15 protein-coding genes are annotated in these 17744 nt (G+C 43.9%); 13 read left to right on the plus strand and 2 right to left on the minus strand.

The window, feature by feature from the left end; translation table 11 throughout:
- Nucleotides 1-42: 42 nt before the first annotated feature.
- Nucleotides 43-2430 carry an ATP-binding cassette domain-containing protein gene (locus H0R92_RS12555; RefSeq protein ID WP_432965467.1) on the plus strand — a complete coding sequence of 796 codons (2388 nt, stop codon included), beginning with the start codon at nucleotides 43-45 and terminating at the stop codon, nucleotides 2428-2430.
- Between the two features lie 36 nt (nucleotides 2431-2466).
- On the opposite strand, the gene zupT is transcribed toward H0R92_RS12555, so the two are convergent.
- Nucleotides 2467-3306 (minus strand): zinc transporter ZupT, encoded by an 840-nt coding sequence (zupT, locus tag H0R92_RS12560; protein WP_428770604.1) that lies wholly within the window; start codon nucleotides 3304-3306, stop codon nucleotides 2467-2469.
- 40 nt (nucleotides 3307-3346) lie between these two features.
- Here zupT and H0R92_RS12565 point away from each other — a divergent pair, with 40 nt between their 5' ends.
- The 3 genes from H0R92_RS12565 to H0R92_RS12575 all read left to right on the plus strand — a co-directional run bounded on the left by H0R92_RS12565 (nucleotide 3347) and on the right by H0R92_RS12575 (nucleotide 5476).
- Nucleotides 3347-3919 (plus strand): NUDIX hydrolase, encoded by a 573-nt coding sequence (locus tag H0R92_RS12565; protein ID WP_432965471.1) that lies wholly within the window; start codon nucleotides 3347-3349, stop codon nucleotides 3917-3919.
- Nucleotides 3920-4026: 107 nt separating this feature from the next.
- Nucleotides 4027-4326, plus strand: coding sequence for an AlbA family DNA-binding domain-containing protein (locus H0R92_RS12570; protein ID WP_432965474.1), 300 nt, complete (start codon nucleotides 4027-4029; stop codon nucleotides 4324-4326).
- Nucleotides 4259-5476 (plus strand): ATP-binding protein, encoded by a 1218-nt coding sequence (locus H0R92_RS12575; RefSeq protein WP_432965477.1) that lies wholly within the window; start codon nucleotides 4259-4261, stop codon nucleotides 5474-5476. The genes H0R92_RS12570 and H0R92_RS12575 overlap by 68 nt, the downstream gene beginning before the upstream one ends.
- Before the next feature lie 579 nt (nucleotides 5477-6055).
- Here H0R92_RS12575 and H0R92_RS12580 read toward each other — a convergent pair.
- Nucleotides 6056-6481 (minus strand): Hsp20/alpha crystallin family protein, encoded by a 426-nt coding sequence (locus tag H0R92_RS12580; protein ID WP_432965480.1) that lies wholly within the window; start codon nucleotides 6479-6481, stop codon nucleotides 6056-6058.
- Nucleotides 6482-6749: 268 nt separating this feature from the next.
- Between H0R92_RS12580 and H0R92_RS12585 the strand changes: the two genes are divergently transcribed.
- The 9 genes from H0R92_RS12585 (at nucleotide 6750) to H0R92_RS12625 (ending at nucleotide 17518) form a co-directional block, all read left to right on the plus strand.
- A complete protein-coding gene (locus H0R92_RS12585) occupies nucleotides 6750-8222 on the plus strand; it encodes a hypothetical protein (protein WP_432965483.1) in 1473 nt (490 codons plus the stop codon).
- A gap of 52 nt (nucleotides 8223-8274) precedes the next feature.
- Nucleotides 8275-10242, plus strand: coding sequence for a transketolase (gene tkt, locus H0R92_RS12590; protein WP_432965507.1), 1968 nt, complete (start codon nucleotides 8275-8277; stop codon nucleotides 10240-10242).
- Nucleotides 10243-10825: 583 nt separating this feature from the next.
- Entirely contained in the window at nucleotides 10826-11296 is a 471-nt protein-coding gene (gene bamE, locus H0R92_RS12595) for an outer membrane protein assembly factor BamE domain-containing protein (protein ID WP_432965486.1), read from the plus strand.
- A gap of 77 nt (nucleotides 11297-11373) precedes the next feature.
- Nucleotides 11374-12327 (plus strand): NADase-type glycan-binding domain-containing protein, encoded by a 954-nt coding sequence (locus H0R92_RS12600; RefSeq protein WP_432965489.1) that lies wholly within the window; start codon nucleotides 11374-11376, stop codon nucleotides 12325-12327.
- A gap of 89 nt (nucleotides 12328-12416) precedes the next feature.
- Nucleotides 12417-12716, plus strand: a complete 300-nt coding sequence (locus tag H0R92_RS12605; protein ID WP_432965492.1) for an SH3 domain-containing protein — start codon at nucleotides 12417-12419, stop codon at nucleotides 12714-12716.
- A 230-nt stretch (nucleotides 12717-12946) separates the two neighbouring features.
- Nucleotides 12947-13846 (plus strand): hypothetical protein, encoded by a 900-nt coding sequence (locus H0R92_RS12610; protein WP_432965495.1) that lies wholly within the window; start codon nucleotides 12947-12949, stop codon nucleotides 13844-13846.
- Nucleotides 13847-13901: 55 nt separating this feature from the next.
- Nucleotides 13902-15272 (plus strand): SH3 domain-containing protein, encoded by a 1371-nt coding sequence (locus H0R92_RS12615; protein ID WP_432965498.1) that lies wholly within the window; start codon nucleotides 13902-13904, stop codon nucleotides 15270-15272.
- A 315-nt stretch (nucleotides 15273-15587) separates the two neighbouring features.
- Nucleotides 15588-16253 (plus strand): hypothetical protein, encoded by a 666-nt coding sequence (locus H0R92_RS12620; RefSeq protein ID WP_432965501.1) that lies wholly within the window; start codon nucleotides 15588-15590, stop codon nucleotides 16251-16253.
- A gap of 137 nt (nucleotides 16254-16390) precedes the next feature.
- Nucleotides 16391-17518 carry a WG repeat-containing protein gene (locus H0R92_RS12625; RefSeq protein ID WP_432965504.1) on the plus strand — a complete coding sequence of 376 codons (1128 nt, stop codon included), beginning with the start codon at nucleotides 16391-16393 and terminating at the stop codon, nucleotides 17516-17518.
- Nucleotides 17519-17744 lie beyond the last annotated feature (226 nt).

A 17744-nucleotide genomic window follows, 5' to 3' on the forward strand; every position in this document is an offset into this window, starting at 1 on the left:
GAAATTATAGCACTAAAGAGCTAAAATGTGTATACTTGGATTATGATTCATTTGCGCGCCGAACATGTAAGTTTTATATACCCCGACCGCAGCATTCACGCTTTAAAAGACGTATCGTTTACGGTTGAACGGGGCGAATACATTGCCGTTTTGGGCGCAAACGGTTCGGGAAAAAGTACGCTTGCCCGCCTTATTGCAGGCTTTTTGCCCTGCACATCCGGCAGGATTGAATTGTATACCGCATCGGCTGAAAGTCCGCCGCTTCAAAACGAGCCGCGTGTAAGCGTGCCGCCCTTAACCGTACCTACAGGCATTGTGTTTCAAAACGTGCAAAACCAAATTATCGGAGAAACCGCGGCCGCCGATACGGCATTCGGCCCTGAAAATCTGGGCTTGGATAAGCCTGTAATAGAAAAACGCTGTTTTGAAAGTTTAAGCCTTGTCGGCCTCTTTGATTCCCGTTTTGAAAAAACCGCCTCGCTTTCTCAGGGGCAAAAACAAAAACTGGTGCTTGCCGGAATTGCGGCCATGCATCCCGAACTGATGATTTTGGATGAGGCTTTGGCGATGACCGATCCTTCCATGCGCGAAACCGTCCTCGATTTTTTGGACGAACGGCATAAAGAAGGACTTACTCTGATTCACGTTACGCACGACCTCGATGAAGCGTTGAGGGCCGAGCGCATTATCGTGCTGGACGACGGTGTGCTGAGTTTCGACGGCAGCGTTGCCGAACTGAAACGTAAACGGAACTTTATTAAAACGCTGTTTCCGCCCCTTGTGCGCGAAAATGTTTCGGGTGCGCAAAAAAAGGGAAACGCCCCCTGTGCTCTGCGCTTTTCTTCCGTCGATTTTTCGTATACCGCGAACACTAAATCGGCTTCGGATAGGACATCGAAGGCGGCAGATTCATCGGCAGGGAAAGCGGCTGCCGATTTGTCGGCCGATTTTTCGGCAGTGTTTAAAAACTTTTCGCTCGATATCCGCGCGGGAGAACTTACCGCAATTACGGGGCCTTCGGGTTCGGGTAAATCGACCCTGTTTGAGCTTGCCTGCGGGCTTCTAAAGCCCGACGGCGGAAACATAGATGCAAGGGGAAGGCCGGTGCTGGCCCTTCAGTTAAGCGAAAGCGCTTTATTCGAAGAATTTGCCGCCGACGATGCTGCATTCGGCCCGCAAAACCGGGGACTTTCCGGCGAAACATTGCGCGGCCGGGTACAAGAGGCGATGAACATGTGCGGTCTTCCTTTTAAAGACTTTGCCGACCGCAGGATTCACACGCTTTCCGGCGGCGAAAAACGTAAACTTGCCCTTGCGGGTATCATCGCCCTTGAAAGCGAGGTGTATCTTTTTGACGAGCCGACCGCAGGTCTTGACCCCAAGTCGCGGCTTCAAGTGATGAATATCTTAGCCGCTCTTGCCGAATCGGGTAAGGCGGTGGTATTTTCAACCCACCGTATGGACGAAGCCGCCTTTGCCGAGCGCCGCATAGATATCGGGCGCGTGAAAAAGGAAGGCTTTGCGTCTGCCGTCCGTTCTTCTGCGGGCGTCCGTTCTTCGGCTGCCCCTCGTTCTTCGGGCACTGCCGGTTCTTCCGCAGAAAAAAACTCCGCTCAGGATAAAGGGCTGCAGCCCGTAGAGGAAGCGGACACTTCCCTGCTTGACGGTTTACGGCGTACCTCGTCGGGCTTGTACACAAAGGTTTCAAGCCCGCTTCACAAACTGCCGCCTCCTGCAAAAATTCTTCTTTTTTTAAGCCTATTTATCGCTTCCCTGTGTATACAACATATAGGGGCTTTGGCGGTTTGTACGCTTATAGCCCTTATCTATGCCCGCATTGCCCGTTTTTCGCTTTTACGGCTCGGCGGCCTCTTTTTAAAGTTTGTTCCCTGGCTTATACTGTTTGCCCTGTTTCAGTGCATTTTTTTTCCCGCCGCGGAAGGTGAAGCGGTATATGCTGCGTTTAAAGGCATAAGCCTTACACCGTCAAAACTGCGCCTTTCGGCTGCAACGATTTTACACGCGGCAGCCGCCCTTCCTTTATTGACGGGCTTTATGTATTCGTGCGAAAGCGGAGAACTGCTTGAAGGATTTAAAAAACTGCTTGTGCCCCTGGATAAGCTCGGCATAAAAACAAAGTATCTTTCTTTTACCTTTGTGCTCGTATTCCGTTTTTTGCCGATTTTAGCCGATACCGCATCTCAAATCATCAAAACCCAGCTTATACGGGGCGGTCTTAATAGTGATGAGCGCCGCGGTCTAAAAACCGCCGGCCGCAGCAGCTTAAAAAAATCGGGGCGGGGCACAAAAAAACGTAAGCGGCCTTTCAGCCGCCTGCGCTCAATGCTGCCCCTGTTTGTTCCGCTTATAAGCCAAACCCTGCGCCGTGCCGAAGCTTTCGGCGAAACACTCGACGCCCGCTATTTTTAAGAGGTGTCACTCGCGCTTAGGCGGTGCTGTACGCACTTAAGCGAACAAAAGCAAACTCACCGCCATCACAATCATACCGGCAATAAGGCCGCCGATAGCGATGTGGTGTTCGCCGTATTCTTCTGCGGTCGGAAGCAGTTCATCGATTGAAATGTAGACCATAATACCCGCAACGGCCGCGAATACCAAGCCGAAGGTTAAGTCGTTAAAAAAGGGGCGCAGAATAAAAAAGCCCAACAAGGCCCCGACCGGTTCGGACAATCCCGATGCAAACGAAAGCCAAAAGGCTTTTTTGCGGTTTTTGGTTGCGTAATAAATGGGTGCCGACACCGCCAAACCTTCGGGAATATTGTGAATCGCGATTGCCGCCGCAATGCTGATACCCAAGGCGGGATCGGTTAAACCGCTCATAAAGGTTGCCAATCCTTCGGGGAAGTTGTGAATTGCAATCGCCAGCGCCGAAAAAATACCCATACGCATAAGGCGCTTGGATTCTTCGGTTTGGCGCTCGGATATTTTACAGTGAGCGCCCTCGCTGTATGTTTTGACGATTTTCATTTCGTGGGGGTTTTCGGCATCGGGAATCACCTTATCTATAATTGCGATAAGGGCAACACCTGCAAAAAAGGCTATAACCGTGCCGACATAGCCGCCTTTTGCGCCCAATACCCCTTCCAAAGAATCGCGTGCTTTTAAGAAAATTTCGACAAAGGAAACATAAATCATCACCCCCGCCGAAAAACCGAGCGCTCCGGCTAAAAACTTCGGATTGAACTTTTTGGACATAAAGCCCAAAAGACTTCCGATACCGGTTGAAAGGCCTGCAAACAGGGTCAAGCCGAATGCAAACAATACGTTGTGTAATGAAATATCCATAGCCCTAGTATAATCTTTTTTTTATCGTTATACTAGTGTTATGAATGCCGTAAACCGATTCGACTTTTGCCCGCACTGCGCTTCAGCTGAAATTGCATATATAGACGGGCGTAAATGGCGCTGCCCTTCCTGCGGTTTTACGCTTTACAACAACACGGCTTCGGCGGTAGGACTGATTATAAGCGTCCGCGAAAAAGATAAAACCTGTGTGCTGTGCATAAAACGCGGCAAAGAACCGCGCAAGGGATTTTACGCCCTGCCCGGCGGTTTTTGCGACCCCGGCGAAACTGCCGAAGAGGCGTGCATACGCGAGTGCCGCGAAGAAACGGGATTGATGCCGCTTTCCCTCCGCTATATTTGCAGCGCTCCCAACACTTACGAATATAAAAACATCGTGTATAAAACATGCGACCTTTTTTTTGAAGCCCGCATAAACCTTGCCGAAGGCGGCAGCCTCTACAAAAAGCTTTCGGCACAAGACGGCGAAGAAATAACGGGCTACAAGCTTTTCCCCGTTTTTGACGCCGAATCGGTTGACGCAATTCCCCTTGCTTTTCCGTCCGCCGCCTTTGCCCTTAAAACGTGGCTGGCACAGCTTTCTGCGGTTAATTGAAAAAATTCTAGGTTTTTCATGGTATCGTGTGATCCCGTTTTTTTTATGTTTTTCCTCTCAATCTTGTTTTATACGGAAAAGCAGGTTATAATATTTTAAACAGAAAAATGCAAAACCTAAACCTGTTAATAAAAGAACTGATTTCTCTGCCAACAGAAACGGAATGGCTTGAATTAAAACATAACAATTTTGATCCGCAGATGATTGGTTCCGATATAAGCGCGTTGGCAAATTCTGCTGCTTATCGAGGTAAAAACAAAGCTTACATGATTTGGGGAATTAACAATGAAAACCATGATATTGTAGGTACAAATTATAATAGGTTTTCAAAACGGGTTCATGGTCAAGAAATTGAAAGCTGGCTCAAAAATGCTGTTTCTAAAAATGCAGACTTTGATTTTTTTTGACACGGAAATAAACGGTAAAAAGATTGTTGTGCTTATTATTCAAAAAGCGTCCGGACAGCCTGTAACATTCAAAAAAGAACCTTTTATTAGAATAGGCTCATACACAAAACCTTTGCGAGATTATCCTGCAATGGAAGTTCGGCTTTGGGATAAACTGCGTCTTACAAACTTTGAAAAACTTGCTGCAAAAACAGATTTACAAAAGGTTGAGGTCTTTAAACTATTGGATTTTGCCTGTTATTTTGATTTGCAGAATATTACTTTACCTTCAAATCAGGAAGGGATGCTCCATTATGTTTTGGAAGACGAAATTGTCATAAAACAAGATAACGGACTTTTCACAATCACGAATCTCGGGGCAATTCTATTTGCAAAGAAAATCTCGGATTTTCCTACAGTTGCAAGAAAAGCAATTCGTATTGTCCAATATGAGGATGATACAAAACTAAAAATGCTAAAGGAATATAATGGAACAAAAGGTTATGCCGTAGGTTTTGAGGGGCTTTTAGATTTTTTGGGAGGACTTTTGCCTTCGCAAGAAGTTATCACAGAAACGGTACGCAAAACAGTAACAAAATATCCTATGATTGCTCTCCGTGAAATTATTGCGAATGCTTTGATTCATCAGGATTTTACAGTTTCCGGTTCAAGCCCCTTAGTTGAGATTTTCCGGTCACGAATTGAAGTTACAAACCCGGGAACCCCATTGGTTGATATTAACCGCTTTATTGATAATCCTCCAAAATCAAGAAATGAAGCTCTTTCTTCATTGATGCGCCGTTTAAAAATGTGTGAGGAACTGGGATCAGGTTGGGATAGGATTGCTTTAGAATGTGAATTAAATCATTTACCTGCTCCAAAAATCATGCTTTACGAGGAAAATACAAAAGTTATATTATTTGCAAAATTGGCATTTGCAAATATACCTCATGAAGAAAAACTCTGGTCATGTTATCTTCATGCATGTATAAAATATCTTACTCATGAAGGGCTTACAAACAGTTCTTTGAGGCAGCGTTTTGGATTGGAAGATACAGCTTCTGCCCAAATTTCACGATTAATAAAAGACGCGGTTTCAAAAGGCTTTATTAAACCTTTTGATGCAGAGACTTCACAACGTTATATGAAATATGTTCCTTCATGGGCATAATTCTTATTTGCTCGCCATTTGCTTCAAATGGCATAATTTTCATTTTCTAGTGCTATTTTAAGATGAAATATCAAAAAATAACACTAGATATGAATAAATATTACTATTTAGATTGCCGACAAGCTGATTCTTATTTGCTTCTCAGTTGCTTATAATGTCCTTAAAATTGCAACCTTTATTGTACAGTATCTAAAGGAAGAAGCACATCTTTTGCTATAAGATAAAATGCCTCGGCTCTATCCCATTTGTTAATTCCCCCTATCTTCCGTAGGGAAGGCCAGTTAAAAGTTCGCACACCGCCTTGGTCGTTTCCGGGGCATCTTCTTTTTTGCCGGGGCGAGGGGGTGCCGGAAAAGCTTGTTCGGGATAGCTGAAATCCGATTGCGTTTTTACGATTCCGAACGCTTTTGAAGGCAGGGGAGCCGGGTAGTCTAAAAAGAAGATTCCTTTTTAGACTACCCGACGAGTTTACAATTAAGTTTTTTATCGGGGTGACTTAATTGTAAACATCGCACTAAAATAAAAAAGGCTGTCCGAATATTTCAGTTTTCGGACAGCCTTACGCCTTTACCGGGTTTTTTAACCTGCGGTTATGGCAATCGTGCGGGGTTTGACTTGGGCTCTGCGCGGGATGCGTACCGTTAACAGGCCGTTTTTAAATCCTGCGCACACTTTTTCGCTGTCGATATCTTCGGGCAGCGTAAAGCTTCGCGAAAAGCCGCTGGAAACGCGCTCTTTGATAAGCCATTCGCCGTCAACCTTTTCTTCTTTTTTTTGCTCTTTGGCGGAGCTGATAGAAAGGATGCGGTCTTTCAAATTGATTTCGACGTCTTTGTCGGTTGAGCCGGGAAGTTCCATATCGAGCAAGTATTCGGCTTCGGTTTCGCGGACGTCTACGCGCGGCAGGCTGCACTTTGAAGCGCTTTGCGTGCCGGAAAAGTTGCGGTCGATTACATCGAATAAATCGGATGTAAATCTCGGATTAAAAAAAGATAGGGTATTCATTGTATGCCTCCTGCATTAAAAGTAATATTCGGTGCATGCCGGCTGTGCCGTTTTATGCATCACTTATTATAAAGCAATAAGCGTGCCAACTTTTGATACTATTCTATTTCATTATAATACAATAAAATACGGTTTTTTCTCCGGCGATGTGTCAAAAGAACTCTTTTTGATAGTATTGTTTTGACACACTTTGTTTTTTTAACGTGAATTTTGAGGCTTTTAGTACACAAAGTTTCACCTTTTTTGATTTTTATGATATAATATTGCTATGTTTAAAGGAGATTTTCCGCATGAAGCTATAAATGCTTTTTTGCGGATGCATACCGCCGCTTTTACTCCCAAATTTTTGCAGCGTTATTTGTTGCAGCAAGGGATTCGTGTGCCGGCGCGCGAAATACCCGATTATCTTGATATGCACCCTTTGGTATTCGAGTTGAGCGGAAACGAATATGTAAGCCGCGCAGGTCTTTTTACCGCTGCATACTTTAGTATAAAACCGTCGGCCTTTGAGCTTAGAGAAGGAATTTTGGTTATAGGACATCGGTGCATGCCCTTTGCGGATCCTGAAATGCTGCCGCACGAGCTACAATTTTTTAGCGGAAAGTACGCCATATCGAAAAAATGTATGGAAGTTTTTTCCGACGATGTTTTGGATATGTACCGTTTATTCGGGGAGGAGTATGTCCCCCAATATCTTGCCCTTGATCCGGGAAACGAGCAGCGCGATTTTGCCGGAAACGATTATGAAATTCCGAATCGCATCAATATGACCGTGTGCGATATGCAGCCGTACTACGAGCGCTGGGATTTTTCTTCGGACGATCGGCTGCTTGCACGTGTTGCGGATTGGCATAAAGGGCTTATAGAAATTGTTCCCCTAAAACAAAAACGTTCTCATCGGTTTGAATCGACCCCCGATGACGAGAGGCGCCGGTTTTGGTACCGCTGTATGGATTCGTGTTTGCAAACGGCAATACGTACATACGGTCCGTGCGGAAGTATTGAAGAGCAGCTTGCTTTTGCGTATTTGGGAAATACGGGGCTTTTATGCCGGCCGGACTGCGGTTCTATAGAAGAATATCTTGCGCAAACCGAAAGTATCGATTTTGCCGAATACGGAGTTGAAACACGGTTATGGAAAAAAGGGGAAGAAGTGTATGCTTCGCCTTTGTGGAAGGGGCACATGCAGGCGGAATTCGATTTTTCCGATACCTTATTTGCGGAAATAGGTATTCCCATACCGGAGTTTATGCTTGATGCCTATATCTTTGATTCTTTGTATCGAAAAGACAAAACCGTAAAAAATGTGTATAAACGAATTGTTCCCGAAACCTGTGTTTTGGACGAGTGGCAAGTAAAAACCTTTTTGTTGCATCTTGAATCCAGATATGCTATACTTTCCGAAACGTATAACAGGTTTACCGATTTTACCAAAGCAGAGGTACGCCGTTCTGCCTTGGAGTTGTACTCCGCCCTTGTAAAACTTATGTGTGAGCTCGATTCATGCGGCCTAAGCGTGGATGCTTTTCCCCAGCAGGATTTGGTTATTTTATCTCAATTATTCGCCCATACCGGCAGGCTTATAGAAGTTATTGTATACCAGGAAAATTTGACGGATTCCGATATCGTTTCGGCTTCCGTATCGTTGGAGGGTATGGTCGGCAGTTTTGAAGATATAGAAGAAGTTTTGATTGCCGTTATGCATAGTAAAAAAAAGGATGCTTTTTCGATTATAAAGTAAAAACGGTAAAGTCGTTTTAAACAGTTTTTGTTATAATAAGGAGAATTAAATGATGAATGTAAAAGCGCTCGAAGCTGCCGCTCTTTCCGTGCGCAGCCTTGCGATGGATGCAATCCAAAAAGCTAATTCGGGACACCCCGGTTTGCCCTTGGGTTGTGCCGAACTTGCCGCCGTGTTGTACGGCGAAATTATGAAGCATAACCCGGCCGATTCGCGCTGGGCCGATCGCGACCGTTTTATTTTATCGGCGGGTCACGGCTCCATGCTCGACTATGCCGTTTTGCATTTAAGCGGCTATAAAGTTAAATTAAACGATATAAAAAAATTCCGCCAGCTCGGTTCGGTGTGTGCAGGGCATCCGGAGTACGGTGTTACCGACGGCGTTGAAGCGACAACCGGCCCCTTAGGGCAGGGTATTGCGATGGCTGTGGGTATGGCGCTGGCCGAAAGCATTTTGGCGGCAAAATTCAATACGGCTAAACACAAGGTGGTAGACCATTATACCTATACGCTGGTCGGCGAAGGCTGTCTTATGGAAGGCGTTTCGTCCGAAGCTTCGAGTTTTGCCGGCAGTATGAAGCTGGGAAAACTGATCGCCTTTTACGATAAAAACAAAATAACTATTGACGGCGGAACCGATACGGTTTTTGCCGAGGATGTTGCCAAGCGCTATGAAGCTTACGGCTGGCAGGTTTTGTCCGGTTCGATGTACGATATGGAAAACATTGTGCGTTTGGTTGCCGAAGCAAAACGCGACGAGCGCCCCTCGCTTATTATTTTGGATTCGGTTATCGGAAAGGGCGCTCCTACGGTTGCGGGAAGCGCAAAGGCTCACGGAGCACCGCTGGGAGCGGAGGGTATTGCGGCTGCAAAAAAAGAGCTGGGCCTTCCCCTCGATAAGGAATTTTACGTTGTGCCGGAAGCTTACGATTATTTTGAATCGAAGCGTGAAAACTGGGCGAAAAAAGAAGCCGAATGGAAGGCGGTCTTCACTGAGTGGGCCGAAGAAAATCCGGAACTTGCAAAAGAATGGAAGCGCTTTTTTGCAGGCAAACCCGCTAAAAAGCCTTCAATGACCGCTTATAAAGCCGGCGATTCTCTTGCTACGCGCAATGCATCCGGTGCCGCCCTGCTTGATTTAAGCAAGGTGTATACGAACATTGTCGGAGGCTCTGCGGACTTGCAGGGACCCAACTGTACAAAGTTGGCCGACACTCAAGCTTATTCGCCTTCTTCGCGCTCCGGGCGCTATATTCACTACGGGATACGCGAGTTTGCAATGGCGGCTATATCGAACGGTATTGCACTTCACGGCGGCCTTATTCCCTTTTGCGCAACCTTTTTGGTGTTTGCCGACTACCTTCGCCCCGCTTTGCGCTTGTCCGCTTTAATGCGCAAAAACGTTATCCATGTATTAACCCACGATTCAATCTTTGTCGGCGAAGACGGCCCGACCCACCAGCCCATAGAAACCCTTTCTTCTTTGCGCGTTATTCCGAACGTGCAGGTACTGCGCCCCGGTGATGCCGAAGAAACGGCCGAAGCGTGGAAAATGGCAGTCGCCTCAAAAGAAACCCCCGTTTGTATTGCTTTGAGCAGACAAAATCTTCCCGTATACACAAAAGATGATCCGGATTGGCGCAATACGATGCTGTGCGGGGCCTATATCGTAAAAAAAGGCAGTGCAAAACCCGATGTAACCGTGCTTGCAACCGGTTCGGAAGTTTCTCTTGCGCTTAAGGCTGCGGAGCTTGTTAAGGGTAAAAAGGTTCGTGTTGTTTCGGTTATAGACCGCGAATTGTTCCGCCGCCAGCCTAAAGAAATAAAAGAAGCGATTACGGGTAAAAGCCCGCGCCGTATCGTTGCCGAAGCTGCAAGTCCGATGGGCTGGGAAGGTTTTGCTTCCAGTGAAAAAGATTTGTTTTGCTTAACAACTTTCGGCGAATCGGCTCCGGGCGCAAAGGTAGCCGAACACTTCGGTTACACCGCCGAAAATTTGGCCAAATTGATTGAAGGCTGATATCCGGATATCGGTTTGTTGAACGAGGGGCTGTCTTGTGGCAAATGCTTTAGGACAGTCCCTTTTATTTACAGTCTGCTATCATGCCGGAGTTAAAAACTGTTTCTGTATGAATTTTGGAGATGTCATACGCTCCTCATTCTCGTCTATCCTCCCTAAAAATAATTTAGATATCTGACACCGCAAAAGCCGTAACGGATGCGGTACTTTAACCGCCGTTTATGCCGCGCTTTTTCCTTGACAAGGGGTAAAAACGGGGTATAGAATGGAAGTATCGATTGAATAAAACATCTGTTTTATTGTTTCGTACACTTCTTTTTTGTTTAACTCCTTAAAAAAACAGAGCTGTTTTTATCGATAAAAGGAGTGACATCTGTTTAAAAGCACAGGAAAAAATAGCGGAGTTGCATCCGTACCTCCCGATAAAAAAGTGATAAATTCCTATGAACAACTTTTACAAGTTATAGAACCCGTTTGGTAAAAAGGAGGTATTAGGGTGAAATGCTTATTGGCGGTATGTGTGTTCGGGATGTTTTTTTTCGCCGGCTGTGATAAAACAGCAGAGCCGAATACACAAAGCACTGTGAATCAAAGCGAAGTTTCGGACAGTGCAGTTTTGCAAGCACCGGAAAAAAGCGAATTACCGGGTCGGGAAGTCGGTTTTGAAAAATCACAGTATAAGCTTTCCATGCTTACGCGCTTGCTTCAGTACAGTACGGCACAAGAAGGGACTGTCACCTTTAAAAAGATAGGAAACGGCATATATCAATATACATATAAGGATGATTGCGTGTCGATACGAATCAACAGTTCTCCTAAACAGGATCATGAGTACCTTTTGTTTTATCCGAAAAAACCGGCTATGCCGTTTTTAGGTATAACACCGGGTATGAGTGAAGATGAAGTACGTGCGGTGTTGGGAGAGCCTGCCGGCTACGGTCCTATGGCTGACGGCAATACGGATTATTTTTATCGGGCGACAGGCGGACATTTATTATATTTAATTTTTTCCGAAGGTAAATTGACGCAGATTTCTTTCGGTCCGAATTATTGAAAAGGAACTTTTTGTAGGCTACTATACAGCACAGAATATGGCAAGGAACTTTCATTGAATAAAGGAGGAAACATGCCGTGGTGAGAATAAAATATACAGTAGTATGCAGCACATTGTTTTTTTGTTGTGCGATACTATCGGTCATTTATGCAGCCGATATAAAAGAAGAGAAGGTATCGCTTCCCGTTGTGTATCAAATGCCGTCAGCTTCTGAAATGAGATATATGTTTACCATATCAAATAAAGCGGTCACTTTAGAAAACAATAACTATACCGAAAGAGTTCCCGTATTTACTCAATTAGATGATTATCAAATAAAATGCGAACATAAAATACCGTTTTTATGCGATAGCGCAGGAGAAAAAATATTCCTCATATTGAAGAGTGAGGAAGTATGCTTTCTTTTTAAGAACAACAATGCTTCGCAGTATATGGCGGCGGGAGAACACGTGTTCGGTGCTCTGGAAAAAACACAGCAAACAATATATGAACTTTCGACTCGCCGTACCTTTTCCGACGTGAGTGCCACTTCTTTTCTAAAAGAAGAAGCAACGGAAACGCGGCCGCGCATGAGTTATGAGGCAAGCAATCTTATTAGGTTCAGTTTGGATGCCCCCTGGGTTGAAAATGCGCCGGGGCAGGGTATCGGAGAAAAAATCCGGTTTTCAACCTATGACGAGGAAGAAGGCGACGTTCCTGCCGGTAAAGCGGTGGGTTTTTATGTGTGCAACGGCTTTATTTCTTTTGTGCGCCCGGACTTATACGAAAAAAACTCCCGGGTAAAAGAGTTTAAAGTAACGGATGTAAAAACGCAAAAAAGTAAATCGGTATATCTTGAAGATACGCCGAATCCGCAGTTTATAGATATCAGCGAATTTAAAGGAACGGATGTTGAATTGGAAATCAAAGATGTGTATCCGGGCACGCGCTGGCAGGACACGTGTGTTGCAGGCATTGTATTAAAACGCTTGCGTACGTACACGGACGAGGGAAAAGCCGTAAAAGGAGCGAGACTGCCGAAAAAAGAATAAGCTTTGCGGAATATCGTTTTATTGATAAAAGGAGTGACGTCTGTTTAAGAGTACATATCGAAAACCGCTCAAAGCGGCTTCCGCCATGGATGCGTGAGTTCTTGGATTATTACGATAAGCTGTATATATCGGTGCAAAATCTGTTCGATATGAAACTTCCGCTTAACACAACCGCTTTTTATACACAGGCACATTTAAATATCCTCGATAAGGCGGGGAGTGACGGAACAAAACTGAGCACGGCGAACAAGGGAACACAACTGCGGATTCTTGAACTTGGAGCAAAAGAAAAAATAGACGGCATAACGGCTTCTTGGGTGAAAGTGCGTTTACAGGACGGCACGGAAGGCTGGTGCTTTTCTAGGTATCTGACACCGCAAAAGCCGTAACGGATGCGGTACTTTAACCGGCACGAGGTAATCGATTGTATAAAGGAGGCTTTGTCTATGTTAAATAAAAGAATTGTTAGTTACGTTATTTTTATTGCAATGATGACCTGTGTATTTAAAGTAAGATGAGCGGGTACCGCTTTTTGACGAAGTTTGAGAGGAAGGGCAGTTTATAAGGAGCCGGTAAGGAGGTTGTTACATGCATACACGGCGTTTTATACAAATTTTCTGTGCGGTATTGTTGTTTTTTTTCAGCATGTACACGGCCTGCACTGCAGCAGGAAGCGGGAATTATATTTTCTACTGATGATTGCTGCCCTGCACAGTTATGGATAGACGGTAAAGAAGGGGATATAACGGCGTTACAACGTTATCCTGACAGATGGAAAAGCGTATATTGTTATTTTGATTGGAAAACAAACAAGGTATGGGCAAAAACCGTATCGAGCGGCCGAGACGTATTTTTTTTTGCGGATGTAACGGGCGGTACCTACGATGCAGCCAAAGAGGTTGTGATAAAAAAACGTCAGGGAGAAAGGCCTGCGGCGTTCTATATCTATAATGATGAAATAGTCCTTGATTATTATAAAGAAGAAGATACGATATACTATCCGGGATTATACGCTATAACGGATTTAAAAACGGGCACGGAGCGTATTATTGATATACGTGATATGTTCGCTTCAATGAAAATTACCCGAAATTTTCTTATCGGGTACGACGGCAAGCGGCTGTTTTTCGACAAAGGCCGGTATGATATGGAAAACGGACAATATTATCCTTATCCGTCGGACAAACATTCTTTTATTAGCAACCATGCGAAGGTTTCAGGTATGCCGTGGATTATTGAAGTTCACGGCAGCGATCATTTTATACGGATATATGATATACAAAGCGGGACATACAGGGGAGATGATATAAACTTACAAAAAATAAAAAAGCCGTGGAGTATGCGCTGGTATGCGGAAAAAGATCGTATTTTTATTACGATGTGTACGGATGCGGACTGGATTCGTCCGGGCAGGATATGTAAAGGAAGAACATTTAAATACGATATACACAATAAAACTTTAACGGAAATCGCAATGCCGCATGTGTATGCCCGAGTCGTCGGCCGTATAAGAGAGTAATAGCATGAAAGAATCCGTTATCGTTGTTTAGTTTTCTTAATTTTAGGAGGGTAACATGAAATCAATTCCGTTTTATGTATATATGTTATTATGTGTATGTATATATGCGGAAAATCCTGTTATCGGGCAAAACGACATACATTTTCTTGCACCCGAAGTAGCGGTACAAAAAGCCGAGCGGTATGCGTATAAAACGTATGATGTACATGTCAGTGACATACCCGATAAAGTTCGTAATAATTTTTTCGCAACTGCGGTGTTTGTTGAGCAAACGGAAAAAAACGGCCTGCAGCTGCGTAACGCATATAATGCGCAAGGCTATGTTTCAAGGGAAGAATTGTTTTTATGTCTAAATGATGTAACACAGGGTGAATATGTTCTTTTTGATGATCGTAAAGATGTGCATGACAAGATACAGTTTTTGCTGCATAGAAAACTGCGGTATAACGATAAGATTATCGGAGAATGTGCGGTAGGTTTTTTGTATCAAAAAAATGCTCCGTATCCGTCTGATTATTGGATAGAATGTGCTTTTTTGAACGGAGAAGACCGCATTTCTTTTATCAAACTGTACGGTAATGATTCGGATATAGTATCTTTTGTTTCGAAGACGGGGAAGGAGCGCTTTGCGGCATTGCTTGAAACTCGTTCGGAAAACGTGCCGACACGGATACGTGCATTTTCGGATTTGTACGACAAGCTCTATATATCGGTGCAAAATCTGTTCGATATGAAACTTCCGCTTAGAACAACCGCTTTTTACACGCAAGCTAATTTAAATATCCGGGATAAGGCAGGGACGGACGGTACAAAATTGCGTACGGTCAATAAGGGCACGAAGCTGAAAATCGTCGAAATCGGCGCAAAAGAAAAAATAGACGGCATAACGGCGCCTTGGGTACGGGTACGCTTGGAGGACGGCACGGAAGGCTGGTGCTTTTCGGGGTATCTTACTGCAAAAAGAATATATAAAGCCGTCCTTGATATGGAAACGCCTGTGATGGATGTACGGGAGAATCGCATTACTCCGCTTAATACGGTAGATAGAATTACGATTAATAACGTTACCATAAGGATAGGAGATAAAAAACCGGAAAACTTGATTTCCGATATTTTACTGGAAACTCCGTTTTTAGAACTTTATAAATTCGGCGATTTACCCGGTTGCGAAAAGGACGGAACCGTTTTTGCATGGAACAACATGAACAGCATTATATTTATTACAACCGTTAATCCTGCTGCGGTAACTCCTTTGGGCATTACAATCGGTTCAACTAAAGAAGATGTACTTCGCGCGTACGGAAAACCGTTTTTGACTACTAAAAACAGAATAGAATACAATAATTCCGACTATGAATTGGTCGGTATGATTTTTTATTTTGAAAACGACAAAGTGGTACGGATAACCTGTTTTACGCATATTTAAAAAGAGCGGCACATTTTTTGTTCCGCGCCGTTTACAGAATATTACCCGCCGTTTATGCCGCGCTTTTTCCTTGACAAGGGGTAAAAACGGGGTATAGAATGGAAGTATCGATTGAATAAAACATCTGTTTTATTGTTTCGTACACTTCTTTTTTTGTTTAACTCCTTAAAAAAACAGAGCTGTTTTTATCGATAAAAGGAGTGACGTCTGTTTAAAAGCACAGGAAAAAATAGCGGAGTACCGTCCGTTCCTCCCGTACAAAACGAATCGGACATTACACAACAGGCGGCAAGTGCACAAAACCCCGTTCCGCAAGTGCCCGCAGCGGCGGAGCCGGAAGAAAAAAAAGGTCTTTTTACGGGATTAAAGGATTGGGGAAAACGGAAGCTGGACAGCATAGGACAAGGGATTGTAGGCGGTGCTGTTTATGCAATGGATGCCAGGCTGAGAGTACAAAACGAAGTGATAGGAATGGGAAAGGTACAAAACGGTATAAAAGACGGTGCAGGCGAATGGCGGAACGGACTGGCGGGACAAGAAAATTTAGAAGAACTAGCTCAAAGCGAAATGATGTGGAGACAGGCACTGGAAGCTTCTAACGGTTTTAATTTGGAAGGACATAATTGTGATACATATTGTACTGAAGTTCTTTCTAAGGGAAATAAAAAACCGGCGGACTGGCCGGATCCTAATCAAACTATTGTTGCGGAAACTAAGAAACGAAAAGGTGCTAATTATTTGGACTACTATAAAGATGATTTAGTGACATCTCCTCAAGATGGGTGGAATGCTATGATGATGCAAGGAGGTAGTTTCCCCGAGACACCGCATATGGCACTTGTCTATAAAAAAGATAATGGTAGTTTCTCTCTATCACATTATTCAAGTAATAGAGTTGAGTCACATGAATTCGATAGTATTGAAGCTCTTCAAAACTTTTTCGGATACAATGAATTTGCATATTTGCCGTTTGGACAATAAGAGGTATTGCAATGCAAAAAAAGTTCACTTTTATTTGTATCATTATACTTTTGGCAACAGTCTTTTTTAGCTGCAAACCGACGATTAATGAACAAAATACGGAGTTTCGTTCAGCAAAAAATTTGATAACTTTCCGGATGGAGGAGCAAGGAGATTTCGTAAGCGGGCTTTTTAATGAAAATAAAAAGGTTGTTTTTTGCTCCAAAGATTACTATGTTAAAACGGATTTTTCCGATGGCTATGCTTTGATCGGTCAAACCTATGATCCCGAAAAAGATGAGCCGCTTTTTTGCTCCGTTGTCGATGTAAGCGGGAAAACTATATTTCAATACAGAGATTCCGGTCCGGTATATAGAATACATATATCGGAACAAATGTTCCAATATATGCTCTACGACAAAGACACCGAAATTGATGAACATGGTTTTTATGATATACATGGTAATAAAGCGGTTTACTGTGACAGGCGTGCTGCTTATTTTTCAGGAGGATTTCACGAAGGTTACGTCGTATATCATGATCTCAAAAAACATAAAGCGTTCTTTATGGATAAGCATGGTACGTTCTTAAAGGAGCGGTTCAATTTTCCCGTCAGTGCCGATATCTTAAATAGATTTTCCGAAGGTTATGCCGTTTTCGGAGAAAAGCACGGCAATCCTGATTTGCATACGCGAAGCATGAGCTTATGGGGAATTATGGATAAAAAGGGACGTAAGCTGCTTTCCGCAAAATATGCCTATTTGGGGGAGTGTGTAATAAACGGTTTTATACCGGCAGCCTCCGTTTATTATGATAACGAAGAAGAACTCACCGCCGCAACGGGGTTGATTGACGTAGCGGGAAACTGGAAAATAAAGCCGAAATATTACGAAGTTAAAAATTATTCCGGCAGCGTCTGTGCGGTGCGATACATACCGGTAAGCGCCGATCGCAAGGTGCGGAATGCTTTCGGATACAGAGCTTCCGGTTGGAAATTGATCGATATACGAGATAATGATGTTTTTATTCTTCCTCAGGATTATACATTAGACGGCGACTTTAACGACGGACATATTATATACGGTAAACCTGTCGGGGAAAGGCAATGGAAATGGGGGCTTATGAATGAGCGGGGCGAGTTTGCGACACAGCCCGTCTTCGATAAAATATTGTATTCATCGTGCGGTTATTGGATTGTTTTATACAATGACGAATACATGTTGTATTCGGATAAAGACGGCCTTGTGCGTCCGAAAGAATATCTTGACTTCAGCAAGATACCGTAAAACGGCGGTTGACAAAGACTTAGGTTCCTATAGGTTGAAAAGAGAGGAGCCGCAAAGCGCATGTTTTTTATACATCCGACCGTTCCGCTTTACTTATTTACTTACCGAATAGGTAAAACCCCATAAGAGGTTTGGCGTTTATATGAAAGTTTATAACAAGCGGTTTCATAAAGTTACGATATTGACTTTCTGTTGTAAATGCGGAAGTGTTGGATAAAATGAGAAG

The organism is Treponema sp. OMZ 840 (assembly GCF_050937815.1).
Lineage (GTDB): Bacteria > Spirochaetota > Spirochaetia > Treponematales > Treponemataceae > Treponema_C.